Annotated in this window: 17 protein-coding genes; 16 read left to right on the top strand and 1 reads right to left on the bottom strand. The window is 42.2% G+C overall.

Going from position 1 to position 18,816, the window contains the following annotated elements; genetic code table 11:
- The first annotated feature begins 88 nt into the window (after positions 1 to 88).
- The 8 genes from HQN88_RS00390 (at position 89) to HQN88_RS00355 (ending at position 9,652) form a co-directional block, all read left to right on the top strand.
- Positions 89 to 1,837, top strand: coding sequence for a 2-oxoacid:acceptor oxidoreductase subunit alpha (locus HQN88_RS00390; RefSeq protein ID WP_173108323.1), 1,749 nt, complete (start codon positions 89 to 91; stop codon positions 1,835 to 1,837).
- On the top strand, positions 1,825 to 2,691 hold the full coding sequence (locus HQN88_RS00385; RefSeq protein WP_173108321.1) for a 2-oxoacid:ferredoxin oxidoreductase subunit beta: 867 nt from the start codon (positions 1,825 to 1,827) through the stop codon (positions 2,689 to 2,691). The genes HQN88_RS00390 and HQN88_RS00385 overlap by 13 nt, the downstream gene beginning before the upstream one ends.
- A gap of 97 nt (positions 2,692 to 2,788) precedes the next feature.
- On the top strand, positions 2,789 to 3,358 hold the full coding sequence (locus tag HQN88_RS00380) for a phosphate propanoyltransferase (protein ID WP_246319991.1): 570 nt from the start codon (positions 2,789 to 2,791) through the stop codon (positions 3,356 to 3,358).
- Positions 3,359 to 3,642: 284 nt separating this feature from the next.
- Positions 3,643 to 6,081 (top strand): bifunctional diguanylate cyclase/phosphodiesterase, encoded by a 2,439-nt coding sequence (locus HQN88_RS00375; RefSeq protein WP_274319949.1) that lies wholly within the window; start codon positions 3,643 to 3,645, stop codon positions 6,079 to 6,081.
- A gap of 148 nt (positions 6,082 to 6,229) precedes the next feature.
- Entirely contained in the window at positions 6,230 to 7,816 is a 1,587-nt protein-coding gene (miaB, locus tag HQN88_RS00370; protein WP_173108317.1) for a tRNA (N6-isopentenyl adenosine(37)-C2)-methylthiotransferase MiaB, read from the top strand.
- A 35-nt stretch (positions 7,817 to 7,851) separates the two neighbouring features.
- Positions 7,852 to 8,316 (top strand): YlbF/YmcA family competence regulator, encoded by a 465-nt coding sequence (locus HQN88_RS00365; RefSeq protein ID WP_173108315.1) that lies wholly within the window; start codon positions 7,852 to 7,854, stop codon positions 8,314 to 8,316.
- 116 nt (positions 8,317 to 8,432) lie between these two features.
- Positions 8,433 to 9,167 carry a phosphonate ABC transporter ATP-binding protein gene (locus HQN88_RS00360; RefSeq protein ID WP_173108313.1) on the top strand — a complete coding sequence of 245 codons (735 nt, stop codon included), beginning with the start codon at positions 8,433 to 8,435 and terminating at the stop codon, positions 9,165 to 9,167.
- A complete protein-coding gene (locus HQN88_RS00355) occupies positions 9,164 to 9,652 on the top strand; it encodes a low molecular weight protein-tyrosine-phosphatase (RefSeq protein ID WP_173108306.1) in 489 nt (162 codons plus the stop codon). The genes HQN88_RS00360 and HQN88_RS00355 overlap by 4 nt, the downstream gene beginning before the upstream one ends.
- Before the next feature lie 73 nt (positions 9,653 to 9,725).
- On the opposite strand, the gene HQN88_RS00350 is transcribed toward HQN88_RS00355, so the two are convergent.
- Complete coding sequence (locus tag HQN88_RS00350) at positions 9,726 to 10,973, bottom strand: sensor histidine kinase (RefSeq protein WP_173108305.1); 1,248 nt, start codon at positions 10,971 to 10,973, stop codon at positions 9,726 to 9,728.
- Between the two features lie 212 nt (positions 10,974 to 11,185).
- On the opposite strand from HQN88_RS00350, the gene HQN88_RS00345 reads away from it, so the two are divergent.
- The 8 genes from HQN88_RS00345 to HQN88_RS00310 all read left to right on the top strand — a co-directional run bounded on the left by HQN88_RS00345 (position 11,186) and on the right by HQN88_RS00310 (position 18,729).
- The gene (locus tag HQN88_RS00345) at positions 11,186 to 11,353 is read left to right on the top strand and encodes a hypothetical protein (protein WP_173108304.1); all 168 of its coding nucleotides are present in this window, start codon (positions 11,186 to 11,188) and stop codon (positions 11,351 to 11,353) included.
- Between the two features lie 113 nt (positions 11,354 to 11,466).
- Positions 11,467 to 12,477, top strand: a complete 1,011-nt coding sequence (locus tag HQN88_RS00340) for a 2-oxoacid:acceptor oxidoreductase family protein (RefSeq protein WP_173108303.1) — start codon at positions 11,467 to 11,469, stop codon at positions 12,475 to 12,477.
- Positions 12,478 to 12,511: 34 nt separating this feature from the next.
- The gene (locus HQN88_RS00335) at positions 12,512 to 14,815 is read left to right on the top strand and encodes a thiamine pyrophosphate-dependent enzyme (RefSeq protein ID WP_173108302.1); all 2,304 of its coding nucleotides are present in this window, start codon (positions 12,512 to 12,514) and stop codon (positions 14,813 to 14,815) included.
- A 93-nt stretch (positions 14,816 to 14,908) separates the two neighbouring features.
- Positions 14,909 to 15,205: a hypothetical protein gene (locus HQN88_RS00330; RefSeq protein ID WP_173108301.1), complete on the top strand. Its 297-nt coding sequence runs from the start codon at positions 14,909 to 14,911 to the stop codon at positions 15,203 to 15,205.
- Positions 15,206 to 15,344: 139 nt separating this feature from the next.
- A complete protein-coding gene (locus tag HQN88_RS00325; RefSeq protein ID WP_173108299.1) occupies positions 15,345 to 16,304 on the top strand; it encodes a C40 family peptidase in 960 nt (319 codons plus the stop codon).
- A 111-nt stretch (positions 16,305 to 16,415) separates the two neighbouring features.
- Complete coding sequence (locus HQN88_RS00320; protein ID WP_246319990.1) at positions 16,416 to 17,009, top strand: ribonuclease H-like YkuK family protein; 594 nt, start codon at positions 16,416 to 16,418, stop codon at positions 17,007 to 17,009.
- A gap of 163 nt (positions 17,010 to 17,172) precedes the next feature.
- Positions 17,173 to 17,679, top strand: a complete 507-nt coding sequence (locus HQN88_RS00315) for an ADP-heptose synthase (protein WP_173108297.1) — start codon at positions 17,173 to 17,175, stop codon at positions 17,677 to 17,679.
- A gap of 24 nt (positions 17,680 to 17,703) precedes the next feature.
- The gene (locus HQN88_RS00310) at positions 17,704 to 18,729 is read left to right on the top strand and encodes a phosphotransferase (RefSeq protein WP_173108295.1); all 1,026 of its coding nucleotides are present in this window, start codon (positions 17,704 to 17,706) and stop codon (positions 18,727 to 18,729) included.
- The last annotated feature ends 87 nt before the right edge of the window (positions 18,730 to 18,816 follow it).

Below are 18,816 nucleotides of genomic sequence, written 5' to 3'. Positions count from 1 at the left end.
AAATTTTTTATTGCAACATCTTAAATTACTAAACAATCAGCTATCAAATTTTCTTCACGCAGCTACAATTAAAAGGAGTGGACGTACGGTGATTAGTCAGTTATCTTGGAAAATCGGAGGTCAGCAGGGTGAAGGGGTCGAAAGTACAGACCGCATTTTCTCTACTGCATTGAACCGTCTCGGTTACTATTTGTATGGGTACCGTCATTTCTCTTCACGGATTAAGGGGGGGCATACAAATAACAAGATTCGCATCAGCACCAAACCGATTCGCGCAATTTCAGACGATTTGGATATTCTTGTTGCTTTCGACCAAGAAAGTATCGATTTCAATGCACACGAACTTCGCGACAATGGTGTTATCGTTGCGGACGCTAAATTTAACCCTGTTTTACCAGAAGGAATCAAAGCTAGATTGTTCCCAGTACCGATCACTGCAATTGCAGAGGAATTAGGAACGTCCCTATTTAAGAACATGGCCGCGTCAGGCGCTTCATGGGCTCTACTTGGCTTGCCGATTGACGTGTTTAATAAAGCTGTTGAAGAGGAATTTGGCCGTAAAGGCGCAGCAGTTGTTGAGAAGAATATTGAAGCAGTTCGCAAAGGTGCAGAATCCGTACTTGAACTTGCTGGCGGACCTATCGCTGACTTCCAACTTGAGCCTGCTGACGGACAACAAAAGTTGTTCATGATCGGAAATGATGCAATCGCTCTTGGGGCAGTTGCTGCAGGTTGCCGCTTCATGCCGGCTTATCCAATTACGCCAGCATCCGAAGTTATGGAGTATTTGCAAAAAGTACTTCCTAAATTGGGTGGAACTGTTATTCAAACGGAAGATGAAATTGCAGCATGTACAATGGCAATCGGCGCTAACTACGCTGGTGCTCGTGCGCTTACAGCTTCAGCAGGTCCAGGTTTGTCACTAATGATGGAAGCTATTGGCCTTGCAGGTATGACAGAGACTCCAGTAGTAATCGTTGATACGCAACGTGGTGGTCCAAGTACAGGACTTCCGACTAAACAAGAGCAATCTGACTTGAACGCAATGGTATACGGAACTCACGGTGAGATCCCGAAAATCGTATTGTCCCCAAGCACGATTGAAGAGTGTTTCTACGATACAATCGAAGCTTTCAACCTAGCTGAGCAATACCAAGTACCAGTTATCTTGATGACAGATCTTCAACTTTCACTAGGTAAACAATCCGCAGAAATGTTGGATTACAACCGCATCGTCATTGACCGCGGCGCACTAGTAACTGAAGCACCTGAACAAGAGCCTAATCAGTTATTCAAACGTTATGAGTTCACGGAGAAAGGTGTTTCTCCTCGTGTAATCCCAGGTGTTAAGAATGGTATTCACCATGTTACAGGTGTAGAGCATGACCAAACAGGTCGTCCTTCCGAGAGCACTGAAAATCGTCAACGTATGATGGATAAGCGTCTTGAGAAGTTGAAACATATTCAAGTAACTGACGCTATCAAATTTGATGCTCCTCACGAGAATCCAGATCTTCTTATTATCGGTATGGGTTCCACTGGTGGAACAATTGATGAAGCGAGAAGTCGTGTTGAATTGGAAGGTATCAAAACCAACCATGCAACTGTGCGCTTGATTCATCCGTTCCCAGCTGACCAACTTCGCCCGCTTGTTGAAAAAGCGAAACAAGTAATCGTTGTAGAAAACAACGCTACAGGTCAATTGGCAGATCAAATTAAATTGCATGTTGGCCACGCAGATAAAATCAAAAATGTACTTAAATACAACGGTAACCCGTTCTTACCAGCAGAAATCGAACAAAAATGTAAGGAGTTGACTTTAGCATGGCAACATTAAAAGACTTTCGTAACAATGTAAAGCCTAACTGGTGTCCTGGATGCGGAGATTTCTCCGTACAAGCGGCTATTCAGCGTGCTTCAGCTAACGTTGGTTTAGAGCCAGAAAACTTAGCAATCGTTTCAGGTATCGGATGTTCCGGACGTATTTCTGGTTACATCAATGCATACGGATTCCATGGTATTCACGGAAGATCCCTGCCAATCGCACAAGGCGTGAAAATGGCTAACCGCGATTTGACAGTTATTGCATCTGGTGGAGACGGAGACGGTTTTGCAATTGGTATGGGGCACACTGTTCATGCTATTCGCCGTAACATTGATGTTACTTACATTGTAATGGACAACCAAATCTACGGTTTGACAAAAGGTCAAGCATCTCCACGTAGTGCGGAAGGCTTCAAAACGAAAAGTGTACCATCCGGTACGATTGAGTCCGCAATTTCACCACTTGAAATTGCAATGGCTGCTGGTGCTTCTTTCGTAGCACAATCATTCTCCAGTAACTTGAAACAGTTAACAGCAGTAATTGAAGCTGGTTTGAATCACAAAGGTTTCTCCTTGATCAACGTATTCAGCCCTTGTGTTACTTTTAACAAAGTAAACACATATGACTGGTTCAAAGAGAATATCGTTGATTTGGATGAGATTCCAGATTATGATTACACGAACCGCGTGATGGCGATGACAAAGATCATGGAAACAAACTCCATGTTGACAGGTATCATCTACCAAAACAAAGATAAAAAGAGCTATGAAGATTCCATTCCTAGCTTTGCTAAAGAAGGTCTAACGAAACAAGAGCTTAAACTTTCCGAAGCTGAGTTCAGTAAACTACTTACTGAATTTAAATAACAATTTCTAAAAAAGGCATACGGTGAATTTCCGTATGCCTTTTTTGCTGAGCGGTAATACTGACAAATAGGATCGAAATGAGAGGATGAGTACTACCATGCCCATGATACCAATTGGAGTTTCAGCAAGACATATACATCTTTCACAAACCGATTTATTTTCACTTTTCGGCGAGGGGTATGAGCTTTCCAGTTTCAAGGATCTTTCGCAGCCTGGTCAATTCGCAGCACAAGAAACGGTTGCTATACTAGGGCCGAAAGGACAGTTCGATAAGGTGCGGATTCTTGGTCCGGTTCGACCGCAAACGCAAATCGAGGTCTCGCGCACAGATGCTTTCACACTGGGCATCCATCCACCAGTACGCGAATCAGGTCATATTGAAGGAACACCTGGATTGCGCGTCTTTGGCCCTAAAGGGGAAGTTACATTGGAGCAGGGAGTCATTGTTGCAGCTAGACATATTCACTTCCATACCTCTGATGCAAATCAATGGGGGATTCAAGATAAACAGCTTCTACGCGTTCAGTTGCGGGGAGAGAGGCCATTAATATTTGAAGATGTGATTGCCCGAGTGTCGGACCAATTTGCGTTGGATATGCATATTGATACAGACGAAGGAAATGCAGCAGGTGTGAAGACAGGTGACAATGCGGAGCTCTTATTATAATATTAATGACATTAATTATTAATGAGGCTAATGTTTACAAATAAACATCCTTTACACATCTATGTAAAGGATGTTTATTTGTGCATTTTATGCATGAAAATTACGTTGAGATGTAAGTTTTTCATTTTTCGAGTATATTCGACGTAAACGTATAGAGGCACTAAGAAAATCATGGTAAAATGGATGTTAATAGATTCAAATATAAATATTTGTAAAGCTCATCGATCTGATTCAATGGCTCCTGTAGATATCATAATCATTGCCTTAAGTTAGGAGACATCACTGTGGAAATTATCTCAAGTACGTATCACATCCCCTTTGTCATTTTTTCTATTCTCATTGCTATCATCGCATCATTTGCTGCATTGGATCTCGGAATTCGAATTCATAAAGCCAAAAGTTCAGCTAGGCAAGCGTGGTTGGCTGGCGGTGCATTTGCAATGGGAATGGGTATATGGTCGATGCATTTTGTTGCGATGTTAGCTTTTCATTTACCTATATCTGTCTCGTACCAATTATCAACTGTGATTTATTCAATCGTTCCAGCGTTGCTTGCATCTTGGTTAGCTTTATATATTATCAGTAGACCGATTATGCGCAAACCACATGTGTTTATTGGAGCTACTTTTATTGCTACCGGGGTCGTATCCATGCATTACATCGGCATGGAAGCCATGGTGATGGGTGCGACGATTGAATATAATCCCTATCTATGGGCTCTTTCTGCCATCATTGCATACGTTGTCTCTTTAGTTGCACTCCTATTGCTATTCTCGGTAAAACAAAACGCGAGCTCACCTCGTATTATGCTAAGGAAGCTAGTTAGTTCTTTGGTCATGGGAATAGCAATAAGTGGTATGCACTATACAGGTATGGCAGCAGCAACCTTCAAGCATGATCATGCGCATATCGCCTCAGACCTTACGTTTGATTCGAAACTGTTGGCCTATTTGATAGGTTTTGGCATTTTATTCATTTTAGGGCTAGCCTTCATCAGTACATTCATTGATAGACGATTTGAATCACAGATGATGATGTCCGAGAAAAGATTCCGTTCCGTTGTAGAGTCAGCACATGATGCCATTATCTTAGCTGATCATAATAGAACCATTATCTCTTGGAATAAAGGTGCACAACTCATTTTTGGCTATGAAGAACTAGAGCTTATTGGAGAAAGATTGCATCGTATTTTCCCAGAACGGTTTATAGCATCTCATAAAGAACGTTTGGAGAAATTCCTAGCCACTGCCACAGTTGATGCGAATGAGATTGGAATGACTTATGAATTACTAGGGTTACGCAAAGATCAAACCGAGTTTCCGATGGAACTTTCACTGGCAGTTTGGAAAGAAGAAGATGGCATGTGTTTTAGCTGTATCATTCGAGATATCTCTGAAAGAAAAAGGACAGAGGAACGAATTAATCGGATGGTATATCGAGATCCATTAACGGGTCTACCTAATCGGCTTTTATTAAATGACCGTCTTGAGCTAGCGTTAGACCAAGCACATGAAAACCAACAAAGCATGGGAATCATGTTCATTGATTTAGATCGATTTAAATTTATTAATGACACGCTTGGCCATGCGATGGGAGATAAATTATTGATCGAGGTGGCTAAACGGTTCGAAGCATGTATTGGTAAAGGTGACACTGTTTCTCGACAGGGTGGCGACGAATTTATTATCCTTTGGGCGCATACAACGGCTGATGAGATGATAAAAAATGCGACTAAAATTGTGCGTATTTTCTCGCAATCCTTTACCATTCTTGAACACGAGTTGTTCGTTACGCCTTCCATTGGTATTAGTCTCTATCCATCTGATGGAGGCGATATAGAGACACTAATTAAAAATGCAGATACCGCGATGTATCGTGTAAAAGAACAAGGTAAAAATAATTTTCAGTTCTATACACCAGAGATGAATGTAGCAGTCACCAAAAAAATGCAAATGGAAATTGGGCTGCGCAAAGCGTTAGAGCGAAATGAATTTAAAGTATTTTATCAACCTCAGATTGATGTGAATACGGGAAAGATTACTGGTGCAGAAGCATTAATTCGTTGGCAGCACCCCGAGTGGGGGCCGATATCACCAGCCGAATTTATTCCACTAGCTGAAGAAACCGGATTAATTATTCCGATTGGAGAATGGGTTCTAAATGAGGCTTGCCGCCAAAATAAAGAATGGCAGAATCAAGGCCATGCACCATTTCGTATTGCTGTAAATATTTCTTCTAGACAATTTAAGCAAAGTAATTTAATTGAAATGGTGAGTAATGCGTTAGACGAGTCTGGGCTAGATAATCAGTATCTAGAACTTGAACTAACCGAAAGTATTATTCAAGATTCCAAATACGCTATTGAGACAATGCATAGGCTAAAAGCTATGGGTATCTTTTTATCGATCGACGATTTTGGAACGGGATATTCATCTTTGAATTATTTGAAATTGTTCCCAATTGATAGTTTAAAGATTGACCAATCGTTTACGCGAAATATGTTTGAAGATGCGAAAGATGCTGCACTCGTACATACGATCATTTCAATGGCACATAATTTGGATCTGAAGGTAATAGCAGAAGGGGTAGAAACGAAGGAACAACTTCAATTTTTGCTACTCAAAGAATGCAACGAAGCGCAAGGGTACTTATTTAGCCGCCCAATTCCTGCTCAGGAGATGACGGGTATCATTAAGCAGCAATATTCATTTGGGAAACATTGATTTTAGAGCCTTCTCTTAGGAGAAGGTTTTTCTGTTTATTCTGAAACGGAAGCCAATATGGATATACAGGTATCTTTTGTGCTATAATTTGATATTGGGTTAATACAAGTTAGAGCTATATTTATAGATAAAGGGAAGTGAATTCACCATGTCAAAGGAGAACCAAAATACATCGGACTTAAAATCCGACAAGGTTAAGGATTACTCCAAATACTTTGACTTCTCGGATGCGAAAGTGTTAAGCCAAGAAGAGGGTAAAACGACGTATCGAATTAAAGGTAGAAACATCCAAATTAATTCTGCGCCGAACTACAAGGACGAGAAGCAACGTGGTAAAGAGGACATTCAGGTTCACTACGATTTTGCGATTCCAGAAGATATGCAGGAATTTGGTAAGGACAAATATTATTTGATCACGACATACGGATGTCAGATGAATGAACATGATACCGAAGTCATGAGAGGTCTTTTTGAGCAAATGGGCTATACGGCTACGGATGACAAGCAGATCGCAGATGTGATCCTTCTCAATACGTGTGCGATTCGTGAGAATGCCGAAGACAAGGTGTTCGGAGAACTTGGTCATTTGAAAACGTTGAAAGCACAGAAGCCAGGACTTATTCTTGGTGTATGTGGTTGTATGTCCCAAGAGGAATCCGTGGTACATCGTATTATGCAGAAACATGCTTTTGTCGATATGATTTTCGGAACACACAATATTCATCGTTTGCCAAGCCTATTGAAGGATGCCTTCTTCAACAAAGAAATGGTTGTGGAGGTATGGTCAAAGGAAGGCGATATCGTAGAAAATCTCCCCAAAAAACGGGAAGGTATCCGTGCTTGGGTTAACATTATGTACGGCTGTGATAAGTTCTGTACTTACTGTATTGTTCCCTATACACGTGGCAAGGAACGAAGCCGTAGACCGCAGGACGTCCTGGCAGAAGTCAGAGATTTGGCTCGTCAAGGCTTTCAGGAAATTACGCTACTTGGACAGAATGTCAATGCCTATGGCAAAGACTTTGATGATATAACGTACACTTTCGCTGATCTGATGGACGATATTCGTAAGATTGATGTTCCACGTATCCGGTTTACAACCTCACATCCGCGAGATTTCGATGATCGTTTGATTGAGGTATTAGGGAAGCGTGGTAATCTCGTCGAGCACATCCATTTACCTGTGCAAGCTGGTAACACAGATGTCTTAAAACGAATGAGCCGGAAGTACTCGAGAGATCATTATTTGCAGCTAGCGAGTAAAATCAAGGCTACGATGCCTGATGTCGTATTAACGACAGATATTATCGTTGGTTTTCCCGGTGAGACCGATGAGCAATTCGAGGATACGATGACGCTGTACGAGGAAGTTGGATTCGATTTTGCATTTACTTTTATCTATTCACCGCGAGTAGGTACGCCTGCAGCTGAGATGGAAGATAATGTTCCGATGGAAGTGAAGAAACAGCGTTTGTATAGGCTGAATGAGCTTGTTAATAAGCTGAGTAAAGACAGCAATGAACGTTTGCTAGATCAAACTGTTGAAGTCTTAGTAGAAGGCGAAAGTAAGAACAATACAGATGTACTTGCTGGCCGAACACGGACGAATAAGCTGATTCACTTCACTGGAAATCCATCCTTAATAGGTCAAATGGTTCATGTCAAAGTTACTCATGCACAAACTTGGATTTTGAAGGGTGAAATTGTTCATCAACCTCTTCAGATGTCTGTATAAATTTACGAACATGATAAATAGGAGCGTGTTAAGAAATGTCCCAATGTGATCATGCACATGATGATAACCAACCTCATGCCTTTAAAGTAGAGGAATTTACGAATACAGAAATGATCGTACGCGATGATATTCTGGCGAAAGCGAAGGAACTAGCTGCTTTGCTTACAACTTCCAATGAAGTTCAATTCTATCAAAAAGCTGAAAAGCAAATTGCAACGAATCCTGATATTCAAGGGTTGATTAGTTCGATTAAGAAGAAGCAAAAAGAGATTGTTGCTTTTGAAACGTTCCAAAATAAGAAAATGGTGGAAAAAATTGAGAATGAAATCGAAGTTCTGCAAGATGAATTAGATGGAATTCCCATCGTTAATGAGTTCAAGCAAACCCAAGAAGATATCAATTATTTACTTCAGCTTGTTATGTCCGTAGTTAGAGACACGATTTCGGACAAAATTAATGTTGAAGCTGGCGCGGCAGAAGCACCAACTTCATGCGATTAATTTTGACATGTAAATGAGAAGGGATCGCCCTCAACGAGCAGGTCAATGGCCCTCGTTGAGCGGCGATTTACTATTTCTTATGAATGACCACTAGGCTTACGTGAAGGAGAGTTGTCATGCTGACAGTTCGAAATTTGAGTAAAGTATTCCCTCCGGACAATCAAGTCCTATCGCAAATTAGCTTTCAAGTAGATGCAGGAGAGTTTATCGCGGTAATCGGCAGCAGTGGTAGTGGGAAAACAACGCTGCTTCGTTGTATTAGTCATCAAGAGAAATGGACAAGCGGTCAGCTCATTTATAACTCGAATGATATAACGAAGCCAGGTCCGTGGGACCGGTTCAAATTGGGTAAGGATTTTGCTTACCTGGAAGAGAAGCCTTTTCTAAATCGGAATAAAAGCGCTGTCAAAAATGTGTTGATGGGTAGGGTATATCAGGCTCCACTTCGGATGGTTACAGGCTTATCGTCAAGAAATGAGAAAATCGATAGCATGGAGTTCTTGGAGAAAGTTGGTCTGCTAGATAAAGGTGAAAAGAAAGTTGGTCAGCTTAGCGGTGGGGAGCAGCAACGTGTCGCCATTGCCAAAGCGCTGATTCTTGGGCCCAAAGTTCTAGTAGCTGATGAACCTGTATCTGGTCTTGATCCTAAATCAACAGAATATATCCTCCAAGATTTGAAATCGTTATGCAAAGAACGGAACATGAGCGTGATAGCGACGCTTCATAAGGTCGAACTCGCCGAGCGGTTTGCCACACGTATTTGGGGGGTATCGGAAGGTCGGATCGTTTTGGACATTCCAGCTAGACCGCTCACGTTGAACGAGAAAATGCTTGTTTTTGGTCAAATATGATTAAGGTCTTATTCGTTTGTTTGGGTAACATTTGCCGATCACCAATGGCGGAAGCGGTGTTTCGTCATCAAGTGAAGGAAGCCGGTCTTGAAGATATCATTTCAATTGATTCTGCGGGTACTGGGGATTGGCATATCGGCCATCCTCCTCATCAAGGTACACGGGATATTCTTGACCGCTATCAAATTGCTTATGAGGGGCTAAAAGCTAGACAGGTTCGCCCAGATGATTTCTATCAATTTACGTATATTATCGCTATGGATGAAAGTAATCTCGTGAACTTAGCTGCATTCGCTCCAGAATTTGCGGGTAACGAGAACCGTGCATCGATATATAAATTGTTGGACTTTTCAAGTAATCAGACAATTACTGAAGTACCTGATCCGTACTATACGGGGAAATTTCAAGAAGTATATGAGATGGTCGAGGAAAGTTGTAGTCGGTTGCTTGCGCATATCGTGGAACAACATGGATTAATTAAGTAAGTGGCATACAACACAATAAAAAGCAAGTTAGCTAAGAGCGTACCTCTTGTCTAGCTTGCTTTTTTGGGTTTGTTCAGTATTGCTGAAAAATAATAGAACATTGCGTGCCACAATTGAGGCTGCTAGTGAATGAAATTTTGCCATTCATTTTCTTGATTAGACTCATGACGACGACAAGTCCAAGTCCAGTGCCGTGTTGTTTGGTCGTGTAGAAAGGCTTGCCCAGTGAATTCAATTGTTTGCTAGTCATACCAACTCCGGTGTCTGTAATCGAGATTTGAACGGCACTAGGATGTTTGTAAGTACGTAAGGATAGCTTTCCGCCATTGGGCATGGATTCAATAGCATTCTTAATCAGATTAAGTAAACATTGGCGAAGCTTCTGAGACTCTCCAAGAATATAAAGAGGTGTATCACATTCATGTGAAATATCAATCGTAATTTGAAAATCAATTGCATAGGGTGTAATAAATCGAATCGTATGTTCCAGTTCTTCCTTAATATCAAGTTGCTCTTTCCTGTCAACGGAGGGTTTCGCATAATTAAGGAAATCCGTCAATATCGTTATGGCTTGATCCACGCCTGATAACGCATGATCGACATAACGCCGACGATCCAGAGGAGTAAGATCCGATCTTGCCAGTAATTGCAGAAATCCACGAGTTGACGTAAGCGGATTGCGAATTTCATGTGAAACTGTAGCCGACAATTCGGCAAGCATGCGATTTTTTTCTAGATGAGCGATATGAGTTCTTTGAATTTCATATTTATTAATAAAAAAAAGTAATGATATCATAATCCAAAGTGAGATAAAAGCAAGGGCTAAAACAAAGCCAGTATATAAGGAAAATGGTGCTAAGACATAAGGAGCAAGTGGTGCATACAATAGTTCATATATGATCAGGATTCCGGTTGCATACATGAGTTTCACTATCAAAACGGCATTAGCTACGCGATTTCGAACTAGAATTCCTAACATCAGTAAGAACGTACTGCTTAGTAGCGCGGGCTCCCAATAATAGTTCAAGACGAACATACAACCGATATTAAATATGATCCAAGTCATGATCGAAGGCGCAATGCCAACACCTAGTGTCACAAAAAGCAAGCAGACAGGGACTAATTGTAAGGAGTAGATTAAGGGATCAATATCCGCAAAGTTCCAATAGAGGAGGATGAAACTTCCTAGAATTAAAGAGAAGAAGATATTTAAGTGCTTTTCTTTATGCATGAAATGAGGAGCAAGAATAAGATGGAGCAGAGCAGCGCTCATGATGTAGAACAGGTTTTGAAGTTCATTGGCAATAATGAAATGAAGCAATGCTATGCATCCTTTCCATATTTCGACAATCTGGCAATTATTTCTACATTATCTCATAAATGTAGTTTGAATCAAGTGAATTGGTCAATTCGGAATGCTAAAGATTTCATAAAGACTTATAGTCATTGAAGTATAAACCGCTGTATAATAAAGAAAACATAGTTTGCAAACGTTTACAATATTGAGGGATTTGAAGCCGAGGAGAGATGTGAATGCGGTTGTGCTCACAGGTGTGCGGTGTTGTGTTTAATCCGATTGAAGACGATTATGTAGACGTTTGTGAAGATTGTGAGTCAAGGGAGAATGACATTGAAGTGGAACGGGAATCGTTAAGTTTCTATTTGGGCAAATGCGGACTCATCATTGATTATTTACTTTGAATGGCTGATTTAAAAAAAGGTTGATTACCAGCCATTTCTTGTTACAATAATAGTAGATTTATTATTCACACTATTCACTCTATATGCGGTTCATTTTTGAAAGGAGACCAAGCATGGTAACTTTACCTAAATTGAACGATCTCGGATTTTTCGAGATAAGACTGGAATCCATCGGCGGTCTAGGCGCGAATCTGGCAGGTAAAATGCTGGCTGAAGCAGGAGTCGTTGGCGTTGGTTTGAACGGTGTCAGTTTCTCATCCTATGGGTCTGAGAAGAAAGGATCGGCAGTAAAAGCACATATTCGCTTTTGTGACATGGATACGAAGATTCGGGATACATCACCCGTTGAACGACCGCATGTTGTAGGTGTTTTTCATGAGTCTCTTTCCAAAACTGTAAACGTTATCAGTGGCATCTATGAGGATAGTACCGTGTTAGTAAATTCAACGAAAACGCCTGATGAATTAAAGGAGAAGATGAAACTCAGGGGGGGAACGATTGCAGTCATTGACGCAATTGGTATCTCGCTCGAGGAGAAGAATCGTGTTAATATGGCCATGCTTGGAGCCATGTTCCGGTTATGTGATTTTTTGGATCCAGATGTCATGCGTGGTGTCATTAGAAAGTCTTTAGAGAAGAAATACCCGCTTGCAGTCGCACCAGCGTTACGTACATTTGATCGTGGATATAACGAAGTCGTTTTCCAAACGTATGCGCTTCCAGAAGGGGAATCCATGCCAGATTTTGTGCGGTATGATACTCCAGTACTGGGCTTTGCTACACAACCTATCGGTGGTGTCGTTACGAACCCTGGTAATAGTATACTTAAAGATTTAAGTATTTCCCGTGCTGGGATGATGCCTCATTTCCATGAAGATTCCTGTATTCATTGCGCTTCATGCGATAATGTGTGTCCTGACTTTTGTTTCGTATGGGATGAGTTCCCTGACAAAAAAGGGCGTCCCCAAATGTTCCTGCAAGGCATAGACTATCAATACTGTAAAGGTTGCCTTAAATGTGTACAAGCTTGTCCAACCGATGCGCTCTCCAGTGAGCGTGAAGAAGATGGTTATGCAGATTTAAATCGCATGCCTCATCGTTTCAATCTAGCTATAAACTCTTAGAGAGTATTTATGGGAGAAGGGTGGAACTACACGCATGTCCATTGATATCAAGCAGGAATTTGGGGTAGCGAAAGTCGAACAGCGCATCGTGTATGAATCAGGGAATGAAATGGCTGCCTATGCCGCACATCAAATAAATTATCATGTCATGGGATACTTCCCAATTTCACCATCCACGGAAGTAGCTCAGTTTCTAGATCTCATGAAGTCCAATGGACAACATGACATTGTATTAATTCCTGCCGACGGTGAACATGGTTCAGCGGGTATATGTTATGGCGCATCAACTGCTGGCGGCCGCGTATTTAACGCGACAAGCGCCAACGGTTATTTGTATATGTTGGAGCAAATGCCGGTACAATCAGGCACACGTTTTCCGATGGTTATGAATTTGGTTTGCCGTTCCGTTTCGGGACCGCTGAATATTCATGGTGATCATTCAGATCTTTATTATGCTCTAAATACAGGTTGGCCGATTGTTATGTGTCGTGATCCGCAAGCTGTATATGATATGAATATTATGGCGCTGAAATTAGCAGAGGATCCTGAGGTGCGTTTGCCGGTAATGGTCGCATCCGATGGGTATTTCACCTCTCACCAAAAGCGCAGAGTGCAAACCTTCGCACATCGGGCTGATGTGCAGGCATTCGTAGGTGAGAAGCCACAGGGCTTCCCAGATACCTTAGATCGTAATAATCCGATTACCGTCGGACCTTATATGAATGAGCCGGATTACATTAATAATTGTTATCAACAGTCGATGGCGATGTATAACGCCGAAGGTGTATATGACCGTATTCGGCAGGAGTATGCCGAATTGACGGGCCGTGACTATCCGATTCTAGAGCTATATCGGATGGAGGACGCGGAAGTCGCGGTATTCCTGATGAATTCGGCTTCCGAAATCATCAAGGATGTCGTCGACCAGCTCCGCGAGAAGGGCATTAAAGCAGGTTCGATTGCACCGAACCTGATCCGACCTTTCCCAGCGAAGCAGATTGCAGAGGCGCTGAAGAACGTGAAAGCGATCACCGTAGGCGATCGCGCGGATTCCTATGGCGGACATGGCGGCAACATGGTCAATGAAATTAAAGCGGCGCTGTTCACAAACGGGAACAGAGACACGCTTGTCATAAGCCGAATCTATGGCTTAGGTGGCAAAGACTTTTATGCCGAGGATGGGCATAATCTGTTCCAATTCGCCATTGACGCGATGGAGAGCGGCAAGGTGGAAGTGCCTTTCGATTACTACGGCCATACGCCGGGGGATCCCTCGAAAGCACCGAAGCGAGTATTGACGCCGATGAAGTATGAAGATCTGAAGACGGGTCTCATCACCGTTACCCCTGATGAGAATACAGGGAAATTAAATGTACGCATCCCACCGCTTCGATCCTTGACGAAAAAGCCGAAGCGGATTGCACCAGGTCATGGCGCTTGTCCTGGCTGCGGTATTTTCTCAGGACTCGAATTGTTTTTCAAAGGAATTGAGGGAGATATTGTCTCTATTTTCCATACAGGCTGTGCGATGGTTGTAACAACGGGTTATCCGTACTCGGCGCATAAAGCTACTTACATCCACAATCTGTTCCAGAATGGCGCAGCAACGTTGTCAGGTGTTGTAGAGATGTTCTGGGAGCGGAAGCGCCGTGGAGAACTTGATCATCTAGGATTGAAGGATGATTTCACTTTCGTCATGATTACTGGCGATGGCGGTATGGATATCGGAATGGGGCCGGCCATCGGTGCTGCACTTCGAAATCATAAAATGATTATTCTAGAGTACGATAATGAAGGTTATATGAACACTGGTGCACAGTTGTCGTATTCAACGCCGATGGGACACCGGACTTCGACCTCTAATGTCGGTAAACATCAAGGTGGGAAAGTATTCCATCATAAAGATACGGCACAAATTATGGCAGCGACGCATATTCCATATGTCTTTACGGGATCTGAAGCGTATCCGCAAGATCTGGTCAAGAAAGCGGCGAAGGCGCAATGGTATGCGCAGCATGAGGGCTTGGTGTATGGCAAAATTCTCATTGCATGCCCATTGAACTGGCTGTCTGATGACCAAGAGGGCTCCAACATCGTTGGTGCTGCTGTGGATTCCTGTTTCTTCCCACTTTATGAGGTGGAGCATGGGGTTACTTCAATTACCTACAATCCGGAAGATAAGAGTAAGAAGATTCCGTTATCCGACTGGTTGAAAACGATGGGGAAAACGAAACATCTTACGAAACCCGAGTATGAAGGTTCACTGAAATCGTTCGAGACGGAAGTTGAGCGTCGTTGGAATATGCTTAAAGCTAAGCATGAGAATGCTTATTTATAAGTTGGCGTGACCGTTATCTGATAAGCTTGTTCTACAAACGAAGGCCCATTCCCGTTATGGCGAATGGGCCTTCTCAACAGGAGGTATAGGGAAATGCCTTATGTACTGCAGCAGAAAGAGTCCGAGCAAATTTATACAACTACACTGGTTAACCACTATGGACTCGCTTACTATGGTGTGAAGTTCTGGAATGAGCAAGAGGAAGCGAACGAGCACGCTTTGGCCTTTTTAGAATCGCAAGCCGTTCAAGATCCTGGCAGTTGGCAAGTTATTGAATTGGAAGAGAATGAGATGAAAATAGGGAATGTAAAACTTAAGAATTCCCATCAGTGGCGCCTCTTTTGGTCAACAATAACGCGCAAAGCTGAAGTACGGAAATTGGAAAATTAAACCTAGCCGTCAATAGGCTGATCGCCACGCATGGAATGGCAATAATCGCTACCATTCACCTATATTCGCGTTAGACCCCCACAATCTATAATAAGGTTACGAAAGAAAATTTTAACATCAAGAGGTGGAGGGTAAGACGATGAATAAGTTGGCAATGGTTATCGCGGTATTGATGGTATCATTCATGGCTCTACTTCCTAAAGATACACAAGCTGAAGAGAGTGTCATAACGAAAGCTCAGATTGTAGCAGGTGTAAGCTTTCGAGATCAACCAAGTACATCGAGTAATGTCATACGCATGTTGAAAACAGGCGAAGTGGTCAAGGTGACTGACTACACGACAGCAAATTGGTTCAAAATTAAGGATGCGCAAGGTGTAAGTGGATACGTATCGACAAATAGTAAATACATAACGATTGTAAGTAATGCACAAATCAATTATGGCGTTAATTTCCGTACATTGCCGTCATCAGATGCAAGTTCAGGTTCGAAGGTGATTCGAATGCTGAGCAAAGGGGAAGAAGTTCTCGTCACCGATAAAGTGAATGATAGTTGGTACAAAGTAAAAGATGCTGATGGTGTCAGTGGCTATATGAGCTCTAGTTCCAAATACATTACAGCGGATTTCACTGTTATCAAGCCTAATAGGCCTGTAGCTGATGAGATCGAAGCGGTGATTGATGCGGGAGAAGTATACATAGGGACTCCATATGAATTTGGTTCTGAGCGTAATGATCCCACTACTTTCGATTGCTCAGACTTTGTGCAAACAATGTACTGGGATGCGCTCCGTCTATCCTTGCCAAGTGATTCTGCTGCGCAAGGCAGTTATGTGAGATCATTGGGGTCGATTGTGAAGGATTGGACGAAGCTAAAACGCGGGGATCTTCTATTTTTCAGCAGTTATAAAGGTTCGAAACCATCTGATTACGATGGTATTAATGTATTGACAGAGCCGATTACCCATGTTGGTTTATACTTAGGCAACGGTCAAATGCTGCATACCTATTCCGTTGAATCAGGCGGCGTTCGTGTGGATACGATTGATGGAAAGCAGTGGGAAAATCGATTTTTGTACGGTGGCCCTGTTTTAAAATAAGTTGATGGTTCGAACAGGCAAGGTTTGCCATATACTATAGAAGAGGCGGGTGCTGCCCTCAGCATCCGCCTTTTTTTCTCACAGTTTATGGAGAAAGGGAGAGCCTTATCTTTGAAACCTTCTGCGACGAACCAACCACTGGAATTTAGGAACACAACGGAAAGAGGACTTAACCTGGATACCGTACACGAGCGTATTCTTCATTTCATGCGTCTTGACCCCGTTGCAACCTATAAATTCATTATAGGGACGGATTGTCAGGTACACACAGGTCATACGAAATTCATTACCGGCGTAGTGATCCAGCGGCTAGGGAAAGGAGCGTGGGCATGTTATCGTCAAGTCATCGTACCAAGGGCACTTCACTCGATCAAAGAAAAGCTTTCGATGGAAACGACGTTAAGTGAAGAGATTGCGATGTATTTTGACGAAAACAAGCGATTAGATATGGAAAATATTGTTCTTCCTCATCTGTATCAAGGTGCCACTTTCGATATGTTCATTCATATTGATGCGGGAGATGACGAGAATAGAAATCGGACGGCAAAATTCGTCCAAGAAATGGTGAGACGTGTGGAATCTGTCGGTATGGTTCCGGTCATTAAGCCTGATTGCTATGTGGCATCCGCCTATGCGAATCGCTTTTCTAAGAAACCCTATCGACCTCTTTATGAAGACAATGAGGTGTTCGATGGCAGTTTATAAGCTTGGATTATCAACCGTTAGCTCGAATGGTCAAAGTGATCTTAGGGGCTAACGGTTTAGTTTTTATGGCAAGGGTAGGATGTGTTTCTATTTAAAAAAAGGGTTTCCGAGTATTCTTAGCGAAGTATTGCTGAATGATGATTGTAGCATTAGGGGGGACTCCATGAGCAAAACATTTATTATCGAAGCGGTGATGTTAGCCGTGCATGGCCAGCTCATGCTGCCATCAAAGCCTGTGACTTATTTGATTCCTTATACAACTATTCAAGAATTATATGAACTGCATAGCAGCCCTGAACCAATTATGTTAGAGCAAGAAGATGATGGCTTTGTCAAACAAATGATAGGGGAACTCATTGCCTTTTTTGAAGAATCTTTTAATAAGAAAAAAATAGAAAAAGCGTTGTCTATTCCATGGGGAAAAAGCCCTCCGTTACCCATTAATGAGCATGTGACATTGAAAATTGTGTATGCAATAGATAATGAAGCTTATGGAGATCAATTTGACCCTATTGAAACGGAATTAATTTTGACCTCGTTGAAGGAACAAGCTGTATTATTAACGGATCAGTTCGATTTTATTGAGCGATTAGTGGAATATGCCATACCTGTTGAGGCTTTCGATGTAGAGGATTTTGAATTCGCGGTTGAAGGCGACAACCAAGTATAAGAAGAGGAGCTGGGTCAGGGTATTATGCGAGTCATTGAAAAAGAGGAACAATTAGCAGAACTACCAGCTAATTGGTTCGGGGACCAAACATGGACGCTTCGTGTTGGTGCAGGCGGGATGAATAATACAACACGATTCGTTGAGGTTGAGGATCGTACATATGTTCTACGACTGTATGAGACGCATCGTGACCGGAACAAAATTAAGTTTGAGCATAGTGTATTGCTTCGTTTAGCAGAAATGAAGGAGGAGCTTCCTTTTGAAATTCCAATGCCACTAGAACTGCCAACTGGGGGAACTGTGGTGACGTTAGGGGATGATGATGGGAAGCTTGCTGCTTTGTTTACTTTTACAGAAGGTCATAATCCTATCGAATTAGGTTTACATCAACTGAAAGAGATGGGGAGATCAGCAGGACAACTATCGGTTTCCTTAGCCCAAATTGCAATTGCAGATAAACCGGAGTACGCTCCTTACTATGAAATAGAACATATTCATCCTAGCTGCAAGCCAGATGCGATTCGAGCGTTCGCGATGCAACCGCCAGAGCCGTTCATCGCACAGCAGGACGAACTTGCTTATATATTTGATCGATACATGGCCCTGTACAGCGCAATTCCAACCATTCGTCAGTTGCCGCATCAACTGGTTCATGGCGATATTAACGGATCTAACATGCTGGTAGATGACGAGGGACGCTTTGTAGCTATTCTCGATTTTGAGTTTGTAACGACCGATGCGAGAGTTATGGAACTTGCCGTTTGTTTATCCGATCTCATAGATCCTATGCTTTCCGAGGATAGACTCAGCAGGAATTGCAAAGCATTTTATGAAGGTTATCGTGAATTTGTCCAATTATCTCCAGAAGAAATCAAGATTTTACCTTTGTTAATTGAGCTTCGTAGGTTAGATGTTTTCATTCATTTCCTTGGACGTTACTTGGATGGGGTAGATCCGCAAGGTGTGTTGGTCGATATTATTGGCAATACCTATGAGAAAACGAAATGGCTCCAAGAGCACAATACCTTACTACATTTTGATCTGAATTAATCACTAAAGCGTGCCATACTAACCTCAAGGTTAGTAAGACACGTTTTTTTCAGTTCTTTTTTTGTTGTTAGGCTTGAACTATACTGT

The sequence above is a fragment of the Paenibacillus qinlingensis genome (assembly GCF_013204845.1).
GTDB classification, from domain to species: domain Bacteria; phylum Bacillota; class Bacilli; order Paenibacillales; family NBRC-103111; genus Paenibacillus_E; species Paenibacillus_E qinlingensis.
Note: the sequence above shows the minus strand (reverse complement) of the source record. Positions and strands in the feature narration are given on the sequence as shown.

Bases quoted from the DNA above. Each gene is read 5' to 3' on its own strand.
- HQN88_RS00385 (WP_173108321.1), top strand. From the start codon at position 1,825: ATGGCAACATTAAAAGACTTTCGTAACAATGTAAAGCCTAACTGGTGT.
- HQN88_RS00380 (WP_246319991.1), top strand. From the start codon at position 2,789: ATGCCCATGATACCAATTGGAGTTTCAGCAAGACATATACATCTTTCA.
- miaB (WP_173108317.1), top strand. From the start codon at position 6,230: ATGTCAAAGGAGAACCAAAATACATCGGACTTAAAATCCGACAAGGTT.
- HQN88_RS00365 (WP_173108315.1), top strand. From the start codon at position 7,852: ATGTCCCAATGTGATCATGCACATGATGATAACCAACCTCATGCCTTT.
- HQN88_RS00360 (WP_173108313.1), top strand. From the start codon at position 8,433: ATGCTGACAGTTCGAAATTTGAGTAAAGTATTCCCTCCGGACAATCAA.
- HQN88_RS00355 (WP_173108306.1), top strand. From the start codon at position 9,164: ATGATTAAGGTCTTATTCGTTTGTTTGGGTAACATTTGCCGATCACCA.
- HQN88_RS00345 (WP_173108304.1), top strand. From the start codon at position 11,186: ATGCGGTTGTGCTCACAGGTGTGCGGTGTTGTGTTTAATCCGATTGAA.
- HQN88_RS00340 (WP_173108303.1), top strand. From the start codon at position 11,467: ATGGTAACTTTACCTAAATTGAACGATCTCGGATTTTTCGAGATAAGA.
- HQN88_RS00335 (WP_173108302.1), top strand. From the start codon at position 12,512: ATGTCCATTGATATCAAGCAGGAATTTGGGGTAGCGAAAGTCGAACAG.
- HQN88_RS00330 (WP_173108301.1), top strand. From the start codon at position 14,909: ATGCCTTATGTACTGCAGCAGAAAGAGTCCGAGCAAATTTATACAACT.
- HQN88_RS00325 (WP_173108299.1), top strand. From the start codon at position 15,345: ATGAATAAGTTGGCAATGGTTATCGCGGTATTGATGGTATCATTCATG.
- HQN88_RS00315 (WP_173108297.1), top strand. From the start codon at position 17,173: ATGAGCAAAACATTTATTATCGAAGCGGTGATGTTAGCCGTGCATGGC.
- HQN88_RS00310 (WP_173108295.1), top strand. From the start codon at position 17,704: ATGCGAGTCATTGAAAAAGAGGAACAATTAGCAGAACTACCAGCTAAT.